The sequence below is a fragment of the Terrabacter sp. Root181 genome (genome assembly GCF_001428505.1).
Taxonomy (GTDB): domain Bacteria; phylum Actinomycetota; class Actinomycetes; order Actinomycetales; family Dermatophilaceae; genus Terrabacter.
Genome location: NZ_LMHU01000001.1, coordinates 893398 through 910293, shown reverse-complemented (window position 1 = coordinate 910293; position 16896 = coordinate 893398). Strand labels below are relative to the sequence as shown.

The window sequence follows — 16896 nt, the reverse complement described above, 5'->3', positions numbered from 1 at the left end:
GTCCTCCCGCCATCGACGACAACAGTCTCTTCGAACGCTACTGACGAAATCATCACTAACGAGGTATTCTTCAGTCCAGCGGTGGCCCTCCCCATGGCCGCCTGAAGACGCTGAGGAGACTCTCCGATGAGCACCCCGACCTTCGACGCCCTTCTCGTCGACGCCGCCCTTGGCCCCCTGAACCGCTTCCTTCCGGACAGGTCCACGGCGAAGTGGGGAGTCTCTCTCGCGCGCACTCCGGGGAGAGCTGCTCGACGACTGGGCGAGCTGGGTGCCGAGGCAGGACGCATCCTCAGCGGGACCTCGACGCTCGCGCCGCACCGCGCGGACCGCCGGTTCACCGACGTCGCCTGGATCGAGAACCCGTTGCTGAGACGCCTGGTCCAGCTCTACCTGGCCGGCCGCCACACCGCCGAGCAGCTCCTGATCGAAGCCGACCTGGACCCACGCGACCGTGCGCGCGCGCGGTTCTTCCTCGACAACGTCGCCGAGGCGGTCGCCCCCAGCAACGTCCCCCTCGTCAACCCTGCTTCGGCCAAGGCGGCCATCGACACAGCAGGGTTGAGCCTGGTCCGCGGGGGCAGGCAGCTGGTCAAGGACATGGCCTCGGCCCCGCGCCTGCCGGAGATGGTCGACAGCGCCAGCTTCGTCGTGGGCGACAACATCGCCGCGACCGGCGGCGGGGTCGTCTTCCGCAGCGAGGTGCTGGAGCTGATCCAGTACACCCCGCAGACCGACGAGGTCTACGAGGTGCCGACGCTCGTGGTCCCGCCCACGATCAACAAGTTCTACGCGATCGACCTCGCCCCGACGAGGAGCCTCGTCGAGTTCGGGGTCCGGCAGGGCAGGCAGGTGTTCGTGATCTCCTGGCGCAACCCGGACCCGGCGCATGCATTCTGGAACTTCGACACCTATGTCGACGCCATCCTCGAAGCTCTGGGGGCAGTTGAGGAGATCACGGGGAACGCGCAGACGGTGCTCGGGGGTGTCTGTTCAGGCGGCATCCTCGCCAGCATGACGGCGGCCTACCTGACCGGTATCGGCCAGCAGGACCGGCTGGCCGCGCTCTGCCTGGCGGTGACGGCCTTCGACAGCCGGGACGCCGAGACGGTGTCCGCCCTCGTCGACGAGCGGTTGGCGAGCCACGCTAAGGCGACATCGGCACGCAAGGGATACCTGGATGGGCGGGCGCTGGCCGAGGTGTTCGCATGGCTGAGGCCCGGGGACCTGGTGTGGAACTACTGGGTGAACAACTACCTGATGGGGAGGCGGCCCCCGGCGTTCGACATCCTGTTCTGGAACTCCGACACCACCCGGATGACCGCCGCACTGCACGCTGACTTCGTCGACCTGGCGATGGACCATTCGCTCGCACGATCTGGGGCCCTCACCGTCCTCGGCGTGCCGATCGACCTTCACACGATCACCGTTGACACCTATGTGGTGGCCGGCATCGCCGACCACATCACCCCGTGGGAGAACTGCTACCGAAGCGCTCAGCACGTGGGCGGGAGAACCCGCTTCGTGCTGTCGACCAGTGGTCATATCGCTGCCCTGGTCAACCCGCCCGGCAACCCGAAGGCGTCCTTCCACACCAACGACGACATGACATCCGACGCCGCGGTGTGGCTGGGGGGGCTCCGATCTCCAGCCGGGCAGCTGGTGGACCGATCTCGGACTGTGGCTGGACGAGCGCTGTGGCCAGCTCCGTCCAGCACCCGAGACGCTCGGGTCGCACAGCCTGAGCCTGCTGGTGGAGGCGCCCGGCACCTACGTCTTCGACCGATGACCGAGTCCCAGCGGCTCCGTGTCCTCGGCCACGACGTCCGGGTGTCAGTCCGGCCGGGCACGGCACCAGGCCCACCGCTGGTGCTCTGCAACGGTATCGGCGCCAGCCTCGACCTGCTCCAGCCCTTTGTCGACGAGGTCGACCCACGGATCGAGGTGGTTCGGTTCGACGTACCTGGCGTGGGTGGCTCCCCGACGCCGAGGGTGCCGTACAACTTCGCCCTGCTGGCGTGCTTCGTGGGGACGCTGCTCGACCGGCTCGGCTACGACCGGTTCGACACCCTCGGCATCTCTTGGGGCGGGGGCCTCGCCCAACAGCTCGCCTTCCAGTTCCCGCGACGCTGCCGTCGGCTGGTGCTGGTCAGCACCGGAACCGGCATGTTGATGGTGCCAGGACGCCTCACCCTGCTCAGCAAGATGCTGACGCCCCGGCGCTATCGCGACCCGGCATATGCCCGGTCCATCGCGGCGGAGCTGTACGGCGGCCGGATGCGTGGGCGGCCCGACGAAGTCAGGCCTGTGGCGTATGAGCCCGAGCGCTCAGGCTCTTCAACCGGCTACGTCCTCCAGCTCCTCGCGGGCGTGGGTTGGTCGAGCCTTCCGGCCCTGCCACTGATCCGGCAGCGCACCTTGATCCTCGCCGGGACAGACGACCCGATGATTCCACTGGTCAATGCGCGGCTGATGCTCACCCTGCTGCCCCATGCCTCGATCCACGTCTTCGACGACGGCCACCTCGGGCTCCTCACCGCCGCCGACGAGCTCGGCCCGCTCGTCTCGAGCTTCCTGACCTCACAGGGAGACGAGGACGCCTGGTCCGGCGACTGACGCCCGCCTACCCCGTTCTGCCGAGGTCGAGCCGGGAGACCCTCAGGTGCCTCGCTTCCATCCGACGAAGTCTCCTGAGCGAACTGAGGCCTACGTCACATGGGCCTCCGCGCACTTGCCAATCTGCACTACTGACGATATCGTCAATAGTGCAGGAAATGAACAAGAGGCCCTAGTGGGCCGGAATCTAGTGAAGGTGGTACCCATGACACAGCACACGAACTTCTCTGAGCGGCTGGACGATCTGCAGCAGCGGGTCGGGACGGCCAGGTCCGCGGTGCAGACGGCCGCGACCGAGTCCGAGTCGCAGCTCAAGGAGCGGATCGACCAGGCCCAGGCTGTCCTGGACCAGTCCGTCCAGGACGCCCGGCAGGACGTCTCCGAGGCCGCCGACGGTGCTCGGGCCAAGTGGGCACAGCTGAAGGCTGACGCTGCGGCGAAGAGGAGCGACGTCAAGGCCAACATGGACAAGCGGGCCCTCCACATGGACGCCAAGGTGGCCACGACCGACGCGGACTGGGCAGAGGCTGATGCGGCCGAGGCCCTCGACTTCGCCGACTGGGCGGTCGGGAACGCGCAGCTGTCGATCCTCGACGCCATCCACGCCCGCGCCTACGCCGACACGCTCACGGCCGCCGACGCCAGGTAGTCCCCGACCGGACCGGACGTCAGGAGGCCTGGTTCTTCTCACAGTTGCGCCGACGCGGGCAGGGGTGGTCAACGCCCTGCCCGCGCGGCATCACCGGGGGAAGTGCGCAATGACACCCGCGTTGAAGGCCACTGAGCCGCTCAGCAAAATGTCATCCGGGCCGGTCGCGGGGTGGCGGAGATCTACGCCGGCATCACCCTGCGCCAGTTCGGCGAGCAAGCCGATCAGCCGCCCGTCTGGCATCCCGCCGGGCGGCGCAAAGCAAAGGAGCCGAAGTGAAAACCACTCACCCGGAACCCGGCAGCCCCGCTCTGATGCAGCACCTTCGCGAGCGCGGCAGGCGCCGGGAGAACCGGATCGCGGACCGGATCACGCGGTTCGCTGGTTCGATGAAGTTCGTCTACATCCACGTCATCTGGTTCAGCCTGTGGATCGGCCTCGGCGTCGAGGACTACCCGTTCGGACTCCTGACGATGATCGTGTCGCTCGAGGCCATCTTCCTGTCGACCTTTGTCATGATCAGCGAGAACCGCGCCGACGAGAAGCGCCACGTGATCGCGGACGAGGCCTGGCGGACGGTCCAGGACGAGAGCGACCAGAACGAGAGGCTGCTGCGCCTGTCCCAGGAGATCCTCGAGCTCACCCAGGAGATCCACGCGGCGAGCGCTTCAGCCACTCCGGCGAGTCGCCCCAGAGCTCAGTGAAGACCAGCAAGCCCTCCGGGTCGTCAACCGCTGCCGTCAGCGGTTGACACTCAGCGGTTGACACGGAGAACGACCTGGCAGCCGCCAGGGAAAGGCAGCGACATGATCCAGCCACGGCAGCCCGCGACCGAGCTCTCGACGCCGCTCACTCGTGGCTGGCGGCCGGTCGTGCCTCCTCGACGGCCGGTGCTGTTCGTCAACCCCAGGTCTGGTGACGGCGCAGCGACCCGCCACGGCGTGGTTGAGCTGGCACGTGAGCGCGGAGTCGAAGCGGTGGTCCTCGGCTCGGACGACGATCTGAGGACCCGCGTCTCGGAGGTTGTGGCCGATGGTGCCGATGCGCTCGGAATGGCGGGCGGCGACGGGTCGCTTGCGGCCGTGGCGGCAGTCGCTGCCGCACGCGGGTTGCCCTTCGTCTGCATCCCGGTCGGGACACGCAACCACTTTGCGCTGGACCTCGGCGTGGACCGGCACGACGTGCCCGGGGCCATGGACGCGTTCACTGACGGGGTGGAGCGCCTGATCGATGTGGGCCACGTCAACGGCCGGATCTTCTTGAACAACGTCTCCCTCGGCATCTACGGAGAGGCTGTTCAGGAGGCCGGCTATCGCGACTCGAAGCTCCGCACCCTGGCGGAGACGGCGCGCCGGGTGCTTGGCCCCAGTGGGCCGGTGCCAGCGCTGCGCCTGGTCGACGACACCGGACGAGAGCATGCCCGGCTCGCTGTGCTGCTGGTGTCCAACAACCCGTATGCGTTGAACGGTCCTGGGCTGGGCACCCGACCAACGCTCGCCAGCGGTCAGCTGGGGATCCTGGTGCTCGACACACCAGAGGAGAGGCAGCACCATCCGGGGCGAGCCTGGAGCGCTCCCCACCTCGAGGTCCAGGCCCCGGCGACCGTGCACGCCGGCATCGATGGCGAGGCCGTCGAACTCGTTGCTCCACTCGAGTTCGTCGTCCGTCCGGCTGCGCTGCGGGTCAGGATCTCTGCGCGCCATCCGGGCGCCTCGCCCGCAGCCCGAATCCCTCCCCCATGACACCCCCATGGCTGGACGGGAAAGCCGATTCAGGCATTGGTACAAGTCGAGCGCCCTCAAGTGCCTTCCCAGCTGCGGCGATGCGTTTCCCCAGACCGATTCGGCGGGCGGCTCATTGCTGCCGTGCCGGCAGGAGCTGGGCGATGGCCAGGCCATCGAACAACAGTGTGTTGATCGCGACGAACTGCGCCAGCGCGGCGTACCAGCCGGGCTGCAGACTCGGCTACGTGTCGGTCCGCTCCGGCTCGCCCTGCTTCTCGGACCCGTCAGCACTCGCGCCCGCTGCCGCCTCCTCGGCCTCCTCGGCCTCCTTGGCCGCAGCCTTGACGTCCTGCGCGACGACGTGGTCGACAGCGGACTCCACGATGGCGTCGGCCATCGCGAGCGCCCGCCGCAGCTCGACGACGGCTGGGTCGGAGACCAGGGCGACGATGGCAGAGTGGCCGGGCTCGACCGCGGACTCCAGCTCGTCAGACAGCTCGCTGCGGTGATGGAGCTGGCCCACCTTGCCGGCCGCGGCCCCCGCAGCGCCGAGCACCGCGGCGCTTGCGAGAATCGTCGGCGGGAAGATGAGACCGAGGACGGCTCCGCCGACCACGCCCCACTTGAGGCCGCGTCGGGTGGTGTGGTCGGTGGCCTTCTGGATCTCCAGCTGCCCGTCTGCCGCCCGCTTGACGACGATGACACCCTCGATCTGGACGTGCCGGCCATCCTCGACCGACTTGAGTGCCTCGTAGGCGTCCTGCGCCGTTCCGGTGTCCGAGAAGTCAGCGATCAGCAGGGTGTACGCGCCGTCGTACACCGCCCCACCGGACATCGTCACATCGGTCTCATCGGGTGTGTTCGGGACTTCGGACATCGACGCCTCCTGGTTCAAGGGTGGGCGCCGCCGGCTTGACGTGTACCGGTCGCGCCAGTGTGCTTTCGGACACTACTCCTGAGAAGGGACGGGCAGCGGCTTGCCGACAAGAGGCAGCCTGCGGCGCGCCGCGCCAGGTCCCACGGGGGAACGCCTGGGCCGCACCGGACCGCAGGCCGCCCACCTCCGGTGAGGTGGGCGGCCTGCGCCGCTGGCAGCTCTTTCGGACGCCGCTCAGCGCACCGCGTAGGCGGCCTTGACGACCTGCGTCACCGAGGCGCCCTTGCTGTCGGTCACCTCGACCCGCGTGGTGACCGTCTTGCCGCTGGCACCCGTGTGGTCGACGGCCGCACTCCAGACACCGCCGTCGCTGGACACGGCTGCGTCCGTCCACGTCGTGCCGCCGTCGTAGGAGAAGGCGAACTTCGCAGAGACGATGTCACCGGGGGCGTAGCCACCGTGACCGGTGACCCGGATCGGGAGCACCTGTCCGGCCGAGGCGGCGAGGGTCTTGCTGCCTTCCTCGGGCAGGCCGACCCGCGGGAAGAGCAGCGGGAGACCGACCGAGAACGTGTCGGGGTCGAGCGCGGAACGGAAGCCCCACGTCGTCTTGACCTCGGTGGAACGGGCCCACTGCCTCGCCGGGCCCCCGAACTTGCCGGTGTTCATCTCGAGCTCGTAGGCCGAGTCCTCGGCCGGCACCTCGAAGACGCCGTTGGGGTAGTAGCTGTAGCCGATCTCCTCGCCGTTGCGGCGCAGCGTGAGGTTGCCCTCGTCACCGAAGCTGCCGGGGTTGGCCACGTGCCCGAAGTCATCGCCCCACATCTGGGGGGCGAAGCCCATGAGGCCGCCCTGACGCTCGGCCGTCAGCTGCTCGACGCCCTGGTCGTTCTTGATCGCAGCCGGGGCGACGATGCCGCCGTACCAGCTGTCGGTGCGGACGCTGCCGGCCGGGTAGGTGCGCCAGGCCTCGGTCATCGCCTCTCCGAAGGGGAAGCTCGACGTGAGGTAGTGCAGCCACTTCGTGCCGCCGTCGGTGTAGAACTCCGTGCGCTTCGTCGCCACCTGCACGGCTTCGTAGGCGGAGACACCGAAGGTGACACCGTTGTCACGGCCGGCGTAGACGAAGTCCAGGAGCGGAGTGTCGACGCCCATGCCCTTGTAGTCCGCCTCCGTGCGGCCGAGCTTCTTGTCCTGCACGACGAACGTCTTGTCGTCGGTCACCGGAGTCGACTGGGTGAAGCCGAGGTTGTAGACGTACGGGCTGCTGGCCGTCGCCTTCCAGGAGAGCGTCAGCTCACCTCCGGGGGCGGTGGCAAGGAGCGCCTGGAGCTGGTCGCCCTCGGCCATCGGAAGGGAGTAGGTCGCCACGCTGAGCGGCGCGAAGCCGGCCACGGGCAGCCACTTTCCGGGAGCCGGAGCGTACGCGAGCAGGGCCTTGGCACCGGCTGCGCGGGCCCGGTTGACCATCGCCGGCGAGATGCCGCTGGTGCTCACCTTGACGAGCACGACCTTGCCACCCACGCGGGCGGGGTCGAAGATCGAGCCGGTGCCGCCGTCGACGAGACCCGCGGTGCTGACGCCGTCGAGGCCGGGCGCCGCGTTCGGCGCCGCGATCGGGTGCAGCACTGGTCCTCCGAGGACCGACATCGAATCGACGGCAGGCGCGTAGCGGCGCGACCAGTCACCGAACTCCCAGGTGCCCTGCTGGGGGTTGCCCTGCACGTCGGCATACACGGCGGTCGTCGTCGGGCCAGTGCTGAGGGAGCCGGCGTGGATCCACGTGTCGTCCCACGTGCGGGAGAACGAGAGGACCGAGGCCTTGGCCTCGCTGGGCCGGTCCGTCTTGACCGACAGCAGGTGCGCCTTGGTCGCGTCGAAGTCGACGGTCGTGTCGCCGGTGACCTTGATCTCCGGTCGGCCGAAGTAGGCGATGGAGCCGACCGTGCCCGCCGTCAGGTAGGTGGGGTCCGCCGTCCTGACGAAGCTCGACAGGAAGTACGTGCCCGGGCGCACCTGGAACTTCTGCTCCGCAGCGCCGTTGTTGAAGGCGCGCTGCGCCTTGATGGAGTCGATGTTGACCACATCGACGCTCGAACCCAGGTTGGCCGGGTTGCCGAGGCGGTCCTTCATCCGGACCGTGAGCTGCACCGTCTCGGGAGTGACGAAGAGCGAGAACGGCGTCGACACGTTGGCGCCGCCGGTGGCGACGATGCGGCCGGTGACGTCTCCGTACTGCGCGGCGTCGAGCTTCGCGGTCGGGTCGACCTTGACGGGGACCTTGACGGTCGCACCCGCGGGGACGGTCACCGACGACGCTCCGAGCACGACCGGCGCCGACTTGACGGCCGAACCGTCGTCACCGGTGACACCGGCGACGGACAGCTGCAGGGTGACCGGCTGGTCGGTGACGTTGGTGTAGGGAAGGTCGATGGTCGTGATCTGGGAGCTCGTGTGCGGCCACGCGAACGTCCCGGCCTGCACGGGCATGGTGGTCACCGGGGCCTTCGCCGCGGCGATCACATCCAGTCGACCCGCGCCCTGCGCGCGGACGTCACCGGGAACATCGGACTTCGCCGACGACACGAGGGCCGCCTTGAGCTGCTGCCCGGTCCAGGTCGGGTGCGTCTGCTTGACGATGGCGGCGGCACCGGCGACGTGCGGCGTCGCCATCGACGTGCCCGACATCGCGACGTACGCGTTGTCGCCCCGCCCGCCTGAGCGCGCCGCGGTGATGCCGACGCCGGGCGCCGAGATCTCCGGCTTGAGGGTGTGGTCGACCGCTGTGGGCCCGCGGCTGGAGAACCACGCCGGCACGTCCTGACGGTCCACCGCGCCCACCGTCAGCACCGCGGGAGCGCAGCCGGGAGCCGAGACCGTGTTGTTCGCCGAGCCCGTGTTGCCCGCCGCGATGACGAAGAGGGTGGAGCTCGTGGTGGCGAGCTCCTGCGCGGCGGACGACATCGGGTCGTTGCAGGCGGCAGGTGCCCCATTGCTCCCCAGGCTCATGGACACGACGTCGGCGCCCTGCGAGACCGCCCACTCCATGCCGCCGATGATCATCGAGTCGGAACCACCACCGTTGTCACCGAGCACCTTGCCGATGAGCAGCTGCGTCTCGGGGGCGACGCCCTTCTCGAGGCCATCGCTCGCCGCCCCGGACCCGCCGACGGTGGAGGCCGTGTGCGTGCCGTGACCGTGCACGTCCGACAGCGCTCCACCCGCTGAGCCGGTGAAGTCCTTGGACGCCACGATCCGACCCTGCAGGTCAGGGTGCTCGGCGTCGGCGCCCGTGTCGAGGACGGCGACCTTGGTGCCGGCTCCCTTGAGGCCCTCTGCCCAGGCCTTGTCGGCGTTGACCTGCTTGGTCGACTGGTCGAGGGTGGCGTACGCCTTGGCGTCGAGCCAGATCTTCTCGATCTTGGCACCCGCCGCGGTGGACGGGTCCGTCGCGTCGGCGAAGAAGTGCGCGGCCTGCGCCTTGCCGGCCTTGAGCGCGACGCCGTCGATCGAGTGCAGCGTCTGGCCCTTCGCCGCGCCCTTCGGGGTGACCGGTGCCGAGCGGGCCCGGCTGAGGTCAGTGGTGTAGCGCGCGATGACCGGCACGCTGTCGGTGCTGGCGTCGTCGTAGCCCATGGCGACGAGCCCGGTCACGTTGAAGAGCTCCTCGTCCACCTTGCCCGAGGCCAGGGCGTCCACGGCATCGGCGGGATAGACGTAGACGTCCTTGCCGACCCGGCGCGTCTCGACAGAAGGCACGGTGCCGTCCTCGCGCGGCAGCACGGTGACGATCGGCGCGTTGGTGCCGGCCCCGGTGACGAGGACCTTGTCACCCGTGATCAGGGTGACGGTCTTGGGGGCGTGGCTCGCCGCCTGGGCAGCGGACGATCCGACGATCGGACGGGGTGTGGCACCTGAGTCCTGGCCGAAGGCCGAGGTGGGGGCGGCCGCGGTGGCGGCAACGATGGCAACCGTTGCCACCCCTAGGGTGTGACGCCAGATGGGGCGCATGCTGGTCCTCCGGGGGATGGGGCGCGAGCCCGCTGTTCGGGTCACGCTGCGTGAGGGTGGCGCAAGGGGTGGGACTCCTCCGCCGCGAGCCACAGTGCCCGAGGAGCCGGTTTGTCGGGAAGAATGTGTGTGCGGCGGTTATGTGTCATGGCGCAGGTGCGCCACCCGCCCGGGAGAGTGACAGGGCGACCGGAAGGAGCGAGGGTGGAAGCGCTCGCAGCGCTGGGTCTCGGTCGCGGAGAGGCGACGCTCTACCGCACGCTGGTCGGTCTGGGTGGGACCGGCGTCGACGACCTGGCCCATCGGTGCCAGCTCTCGAGCGCGGAGGTCGAGGACGGCCTCGTCGGTCTGGAGGGCAAGGGACTGGTGGCACAGGCGGCCGCCACTCCCGGCCGCTGGGTGGCGGCACCACCGGGCATCGCGCTGCGTGCCCTCCTCAACGACCGCCGTCACGAGCTCGACCAGGCCGAGCTCGTGGCCGCGCGGCTGGCGGAGTCGCATCGCACCGATGCTGCGGGGAGTGTTCACGATCTCGTCGAGGTGGTCGTCGGGGCCGGCGCGGTCGGACAGCGGTTCCACCAGCTGCAGCTGGGAGCCGTCGAGGAGGTCTGCGTCCTCGTCACCGACACCCCGACGGCCGTCACCGCGGCGGAGAACCAGGCCGAGGACATCGCGGCGGCCCGCGGCGTCCGGTACCGGGTCGTGCTCGAGCGCGACGTGCTGGAGCAGACGTCGCAGACCGAGCTCGTGGCGGTGATACGCCGCGACGAGGAGGTGCGGATCAGCGACCGTGTCCCGACCAAGCTCGTCATCGCCGACCGTCGCACCGCGATGGTGCCCCTCGATGCCGACTCCCCGGAGCCGGCGGCCCTCGTCATCCACTCGACCGGGCTCGTCCAGTCCCTCCTGTCGCTCTTCGACTTCGTCTGGCGCGAAGCCTGGCCGCTCAACTTCGCGTCTCCGGAGAGCGACGAGCTCGTGGAGACGGCCCCGGGACCGGACGAGACCGACCTCCAGGTGCTGTCGTTGCTCATCGCCGGCGCCTCCGACGTCCTGGTCGCGAGACAGCTCGACGTCGGGCTGCGCACGGTCCAGCGCCGCGTCCGTTCGCTCATGGATGCCACCGGCGCCAACAGCCGCATCCAGCTGGGTTGGGCGGCACACGAAAAGGGCTGGCTCCGGCGACCGTAGCTCAACAGTGGCCGTCACCGTGCCGCCTAACGTTAGACAAGGGTTGTACATCTTCGCGATCGGACGCCTAAGGTCGGCACCATGGACCCCCGCTCCGCACTCGAGGCGGTCCGTACCGCTCCCACCCTCCTCAAAGCCATGCGGGCCGCCTCGGCGCTCGCCGACGTCACCAGCCAGTCGGTCGGTGACGTCGTCGGTGACCTGACCTCGGCGACGCTCTCCGACGATCCCCTGACCGCCCTTGCCGCCGTCCACGCGCTCGGCGTATGCGACGACCCCGCCGCGGCATCGCTTCTCGCACAGCTGGTGCGTGACGAGCGGCGCCATGTGGCGGAGCACGCGCTCGACGCGCTGCGGCACACGACTCCCGTCGACGACGCGCTGCCCCACCTCGTCGGCGCGAGCCGCGACGGCGGCTTCACCGGAATGCTGGCCCAGCGCACCCTCGAGAGCTGGGCGGCCCAGCAGCCGGACCGGGTGCGCGGGGCCCTGCTGACCGGTCTGGCAGCAGCCGACCACGACGGCCGCGCGCGACTGGCCGAGACGCTGGGGCTGGTGCCCGGAGCGGCGACCACGACTGCGCTCATCACTCTCGCGGCAGACGACACCGAGGTGCTCCCGGTGCGCGCGGCAGCGACGGCCGCCCTCGGCGACGGACCTGCGGCCGGCCACAGCGCCGAGGCGCTCCTCGTGTCGTTGGCCCGCACTGTCGGCCCCCTGGCCCAGACCGCCCGGCTCGCCCTCTTCGACCTCCGTCCGGCGCCGGTGCCGGTGCCGTGCGTCCCTGACGGGCTGACCGTCGTGCAGCTCTTCCTCCACTCCGACATCGACGGGCGGCTGCACCACTCCGGCCGGGGCGACACCGGTGGCATCGCCACGCTGCTCGTGCACCTCGGGGACGCCCTGCTGCGGGGCGATCCCGCCGTGGCTCGGGTCATCACCGTGTCGGGCGGCAGCCCCGACCCGGCCCAGTTCCCCTCCGGGCGTCCGTCCGCCGCGCCCGGAGGCCACGTCGGCTCCTCGCTGCTCGCTCCGGGCCACCACTACGCCAGGGTGCCGCTGTCAGGTCCTGTGGGAGTGGGCCGGGCGTGGCCGGCGCGGGTCGCGGCGCGCCGCGGAATCCGCCGGGTCCTCCGGGCTGCGGGCCGCGTCGACGCGATCCACCTGCGGATGGCCGACGTCGGGTCCATGGCCGCCGCCGAGGTGGCGGACGAGCTCGGCATCCCCGTCGTGCTGACCGTCGCGCCCGACCCCCAGGCCCTCATCGACGCGCGGGACCGCACCGGGACGCTGACCCGTGCCGGGTTCGGCGAGGCTGATCTCGCGGAGCACCTGTGGTTCCGCGACCAGCTGCTCCGCGACCTCGCTGCGCGCGCCTCCCACCTCGTGCTCTTCCCGCGCCCACAGGTCGGCGACGACCTGCGGCGCTACCTCGGGATCGACATCGAGGTGCAGCGAGAGCGCCTCGGCGTCGTCGGCGAGGGCATCGACGTGGCGGGTGTCGACCGCATCGTCGGCGAGGCCCTGGACAGGTCCGGACGACGCCGCGGGTCCGGCGTCGCCACCGCACTCGACGAGCTCGACGCCCTCCTCCGCACCCTCCCCGACGACCGCCGGGCCCTGCCGACCGTCGTGTCGGTCGGTCGGCTCAACCCCGTCAAGGGGATGGCGACCCTCGTGCAGGCCTGGCGCGACGACGCCCTGCTGCGCGAGCGTTGCAACCTGCTCGTCGTGGGCGGCGACCTCGACCACCCGAGCGCCGAGGAGGGCGCCGAGCTGGCCCGCATCGACGCCGTCGTGCCGCCCGGCGAGGCGGCCGACCAGGGGCTGCTCCTGGCCGGCCACCGCCCCAACGCGACGACCATCGCGTGGCTCGCGCGACTGCGCGGACGGCCGGGCGAAACGGCGCCGCCCGGGGTCTACGTCAGCGCGAGCCTCAAGGAGGAGTTCGGCATCGCGATCCTCGAGGCGATGGCCGTCGGGCTCGTCGTCGTCGCGCCCGACGGCGGGGGCCCGGCGACCTACGTCGCCCACGGGGAGACGGGCATCCTCGCCGACACGTCCACCGCCGCCGCCCTCGCAAACGCGACCCACGCCGCACTCGACCTCGCCGCGGCACCGGACGCCGACGCCCGGATGGCGCAGGCCCGGGACATGGTGCGCACGAGGTTCGGCATCGACACGATGGCCGCGTCGCTCGCCGCGGTCTACCGTCAGGTGGCGCCACAGCGAGCGGATGGGCCGCGCCTGTCCGACGCCGTGGAGGGAGCCTCGTGACGCTCCTCGTCATCAGCCCCGACTACGCCTCCCACCTCTACCCGCTCGCCACCCTCGCCACGGCCTGGCGTGACGCGGGTGAGCGCGTCGTCGTCGCCACAGGCAAGGCCACCGACGCCCTCGTCACCGCCTTCGGCTACGAGCGCGAGCACCTGCAGCTGGGGCGCGGCTCGAACCCGGGCGTCATCCGGGCCGAGGAGCAGCCGGCCGGCGAGGACGACTCGCTCCGCGGGTTCTTCGAGGCGACGAGGCTCGGCGCCGTCGAGACGCTCGCCTACCAGGCGCGGGCGCGCGGGGACGACCTGCTCTGGAACGCCGTAGGCGTGGCCCGGGCCGTGCACGACGTCGTCGACCGGGTGCGCCCCGACACGGTCATCGTCGACCACCTCGCCTTCGGTGCCCGACTCGGTCTCGCCAGCGGGGGCACCAGCCACGCCGACGTCGTGCTGGGACACCCGTCCGCCCTCACCGTCGGCGACGAGGTGTACGGCTACCCACCCGCCTGGCCCCGTGCCTTCACGCCCGGATCGGACGCCCTCGCCGAGCTTCGGCGGCTCTCGGAGCGGGTGCGCGACGACTTCACGGCGCAGTGGAACACCGCACTGGCGCAGCTGTCGCACGGGGCCCCGCCGAGCGTGGACGCCTTCGCCGAGACCGGCGACGTCCTGATGCTCAACTACCCCGCGGAGCTGCACGACCCCCACCGCACCTCGCTGCTCCCGCGCCACACCTTCCTCGGCTCCGCGGTGCGGGCCGAGGCCCCGGACGAGCAGGTCGAGGAGTGGCTCGGCCGCAGCGACGAGCCGGTCGTCTACGTCAGCCTCGGCAGCTTCCTCTCCGCCCGGTCGGACCTGATCGCGACGATCGTCGAGGCGCTGCGCCCGCTCGACGTCCGCGTCGCCCTGGCCCACGGGTCGACGCCGCGTGCCCTGCTGGGTGCACTCCCCGAGTCGTGGCTCGTACGCGAGATGCTCCCGCAGGTGACCCTGCTCGGTCACGCTTGCGTGGCCGTCTCGCACGGCGGAAACAACAGCGTCACCGAGTCACTCACGGCCGGTGTCCCCCTGCTGCTGCTCCCCCTCTCCACCGACCAGTTCGCCGGCGCCGCCGCCGTCGAGGAGCAGCGGCTGGGCGAGGTGCTCGACCCCAACCGCGCCGACGCCGTTGCGATCCGCTCGGCCGCCGAACGCCTCATGGGCTCCGCGGACGTCGTGGACCGCACGGGGCTGCACCGGATGGGTGTGTCGCTGCGCGAGCATCCGGGACCCCGACGGGCCCGCGACGCGCTGATGCAGCAGACGGCGCCCGCCGACGGGAGCGGCCCTGCGACGGTCTGAGCCTCCCCGCGGGTGGGGACGTCGACCCGGAAGGTGAGCGGCGGCATACGCCCTCGGTCGGGCGGGAGCACGTCAACGGGGGTGTGGGCTCCGCCACCGGCCGGCGGCGATCTGCTCGCCCCCGACCCACACGCCGCCGACGTCGGACGTCGTCCCCAGCGCGAAGACCTTGGACAGCGCGTCGTCGGGGGACGACGCGTTGTCGAGTCCCACGGCGAGCGGGTCGCCGGGCTCGGGCAGCACCCAGACGGCGTCGAACTGCTTGCCGACCGACAGGTCACCCACGTCGTGACCGAGCCCGAGCGCGTCGGCGCCCGCCCCGGTGCTCAGCCAGAGCAGGTGCGCCGAGGTCAGCAGCATCCCGTCCAGGCCGAGGAGCTGCTGGACGAAGTACGCCTGCAGTCCCTCCTTGAACAGCGAGAAGCCGGTGCCGGCGCCGACGTCCGAGCCGAGGGCGACGCGCACCCCCGCCTCGACGTGCCGACGGAGCGGGAAGAGCCCGCTGCCCAGCGCCGCGTTGCTCGTGGGGCAGTGCGCCACGGCGGCGCCGCGCTGGGCGAGCGTCCTCAGCTCGGCATCGGTCGGGTGGACGTCGTGCGCCAGCACGGACCTCGACGTGACGAGGCCGAAGCGGTCGTAGGTGTCGACGTACGAGGCCCCGTCGAAGAGCGCGGCGACCTCGCTGATCTCGTGATGGTTCTCGTTGAGGTGCGACGTGAAGAGCGACCCGGGCACCTCGGCGAAGGTGGCGGCACAGGCCTCGAGGATCGCCTCGCTCGCCGAGAGGGAGAAGCGCGGTGTGACCGCGTAGCGCAGCCGGCCCTTGCCGTGCCAGCGGGCCGCGAGGTCGCGCGACTCGGCGTGGGCGCGCTCGGCGGTCGTGAGCAGCGGCTCGGGCAGCAGCCGGTCCGAGGTCACGAGGCCGGTCGTGACCCGCAGGCCCCAGTGGTCGGCCGCCTCGAACATCGCGTCGACGGCCGGGGCCTGATGGGCGCCGAAGACGAGCGCGGTCGTCGTCCCGGCGTCGACGAGCCCCGCCACGAAGTCACGGGCCACGCCACGGGCGTGGTCGACATCGGCGAGCCGCATCTCCTCCGGCAGGGCGTAGCGGTCGAGCCAGTCGAGCAGCGGCAGGCCGAGCCCACCGATGACGCGCACCTGGGGGAAGTGCACGTGCGTGTCGACGAGCCCCGGGAGGAGCAGACCCTCGCGCAGGTCGAGGACCGTTGCGTCGGGATACTGCGCGCGCACCACGTCGAACGGGCCGCGCGCGGTGATGACGCCGTCCTCGACGAGCAGCCCGCAGTCGTCGTGCGACCGGAGCGTTCCGCCCGCGAAGGGGCTCGTCGGCGTGTCGAGCACGCGTGCCCGGAAGATCGTCACGGACGGGTGCCCGGCGTCGGGCGCTCGAGCTGCCGCTCCCGCTCGAAGAGCGCCAACAGGTCGGCCGCGACCGCCACGGCGATGGTGGCCGGGCTCTTGCCGGTGAGCCCGGGCACCCCGATCGGCGTCGTGATCCTGCTCAGCTCCTGCGCCGAATGGCCCTCTGATGCAAGGCGTTGCTCGAACCGGCGCCACTTGGCCGACGACCCGATGAGGCCGATCGAGCCCAGGTGCGAGCACCTCAGGGCGGCATCGCACAGGGCGATGTCCTCGGCATGGTCGTGGGTCATGACGAGCACGTGAGTGCCGCGCGGGACCTGCCCGAGGACGAGCTCCGGAACGGGCGCGTGGTGGAGGTGCACGCCGGCCACGGCGTCGGCGAGCCCCGCGAGTCGTCCTGGGGCCACGCGGTCGGCGCGTCCGTCGACGAGGTGCAGCTCGAGGTCGTGACGGCTCAGGATGCGAGCGAGCTCGGGGCCGACGTGACCCATCCCGAAGATCGCCACGGAGGGCACGACGGGCAGTGGCTCGAGCAGCACCGACACCTCGCCGCCGCAGCACTGCTGGCCGTGCTCGACGGGTGCTCGCTCGTTGAGCGCCAGGTCGAGCTGCTCGGGGGCGAACTCCCCCCGCCCGAGCATCGCGCGGGCGCGCTCGACGGCCGTCGCCTCGAGGTTGCCACCGCCGATGCTGCCCCACGTGTCGTCGGGCGAGACGACCATCTTGGCGCCGGGCTCGCGCGGGGCGTGGCCGCGGACGGCCGCGACCGTCACGAGCACGCCGGGGACCCGGTCCGCACGCAGCCGCTGGGCTGCCGAGAGCCAGTGCACG

Annotated in this window: 11 protein-coding genes; 7 read left to right on the top strand and 4 right to left on the bottom strand. The window is 71.0% G+C overall.

From position 1 onward, the window contains the following. The first annotated feature begins 126 nt into the window (after positions 1 to 126). The 4 genes from phaZ to ASD90_RS04160 all read left to right on the top strand — a co-directional run bounded on the left by phaZ (position 127) and on the right by ASD90_RS04160 (position 5007). The gene (gene phaZ / locus ASD90_RS04180; RefSeq protein WP_200958530.1) at positions 127 to 2616 is read left to right on the top strand and encodes a poly(3-hydroxyalkanoate) depolymerase; all 2490 of its coding nucleotides are present in this window, start codon (positions 127 to 129) and stop codon (positions 2614 to 2616) included. A gap of 205 nt (positions 2617 to 2821) precedes the next feature. Continuing rightward, complete coding sequence (locus ASD90_RS04170; protein ID WP_056752009.1) at positions 2822 to 3265, top strand: hypothetical protein; 444 nt, start codon at positions 2822 to 2824, stop codon at positions 3263 to 3265. Positions 3266 to 3579: 314 nt separating this feature from the next. After that, a complete protein-coding gene (locus tag ASD90_RS04165; protein ID WP_056754409.1) occupies positions 3580 to 3969 on the top strand; it encodes a DUF1003 domain-containing protein in 390 nt (129 codons plus the stop codon). Positions 3970 to 4071: 102 nt separating this feature from the next. Continuing rightward, the gene (locus tag ASD90_RS04160; RefSeq protein ID WP_082588466.1) at positions 4072 to 5007 is read left to right on the top strand and encodes a diacylglycerol kinase family protein; all 936 of its coding nucleotides are present in this window, start codon (positions 4072 to 4074) and stop codon (positions 5005 to 5007) included. Positions 5008 to 5230: 223 nt separating this feature from the next. Here the strand turns inward: ASD90_RS04160 and ASD90_RS04155 are convergent, their stop codons facing one another. Both ASD90_RS04155 and ASD90_RS04150 read right to left on the bottom strand, forming a co-directional pair. Then, a complete protein-coding gene (locus tag ASD90_RS04155) occupies positions 5231 to 5866 on the bottom strand; it encodes a DUF1269 domain-containing protein (protein ID WP_056752002.1) in 636 nt (211 codons plus the stop codon). Between the two features lie 234 nt (positions 5867 to 6100). After that, complete coding sequence (locus ASD90_RS04150) at positions 6101 to 9847, bottom strand: S8 family serine peptidase (protein WP_082588465.1); 3747 nt, start codon at positions 9845 to 9847, stop codon at positions 6101 to 6103. A 234-nt stretch (positions 9848 to 10081) separates the two neighbouring features. On the opposite strand from ASD90_RS04150, the gene ASD90_RS04145 reads away from it, so the two are divergent. The 3 genes from ASD90_RS04145 (at position 10082) to ASD90_RS04135 (ending at position 14682) form a co-directional block, all read left to right on the top strand. Further along, positions 10082 to 11068, top strand: coding sequence for a helix-turn-helix domain-containing protein (locus ASD90_RS04145; RefSeq protein WP_056751997.1), 987 nt, complete (start codon positions 10082 to 10084; stop codon positions 11066 to 11068). Between the two features lie 81 nt (positions 11069 to 11149). Beyond that, complete coding sequence (locus ASD90_RS04140; protein ID WP_056751995.1) at positions 11150 to 13345, top strand: glycosyltransferase; 2196 nt, start codon at positions 11150 to 11152, stop codon at positions 13343 to 13345. Next, positions 13342 to 14682, top strand: a complete 1341-nt coding sequence (locus tag ASD90_RS04135) for a glycosyltransferase (protein WP_056751992.1) — start codon at positions 13342 to 13344, stop codon at positions 14680 to 14682. The genes ASD90_RS04140 and ASD90_RS04135 overlap by 4 nt, the downstream gene beginning before the upstream one ends. Before the next feature lie 72 nt (positions 14683 to 14754). Here the strand turns inward: ASD90_RS04135 and guaD are convergent, their stop codons facing one another. Together guaD and xdhC are read right to left on the bottom strand one after the other, a co-directional pair. Continuing rightward, entirely contained in the window at positions 14755 to 16065 is a 1311-nt protein-coding gene (guaD, locus tag ASD90_RS04130; RefSeq protein ID WP_056751991.1) for a guanine deaminase, read from the bottom strand. Further along, positions 16062 to 16895, bottom strand: coding sequence for a xanthine dehydrogenase accessory protein XdhC (gene xdhC, locus ASD90_RS04125; RefSeq protein WP_056751988.1), 834 nt, complete (start codon positions 16893 to 16895; stop codon positions 16062 to 16064). The genes guaD and xdhC overlap by 4 nt, the downstream gene beginning before the upstream one ends. Position 16896: the final 1 nt, after the last annotated feature.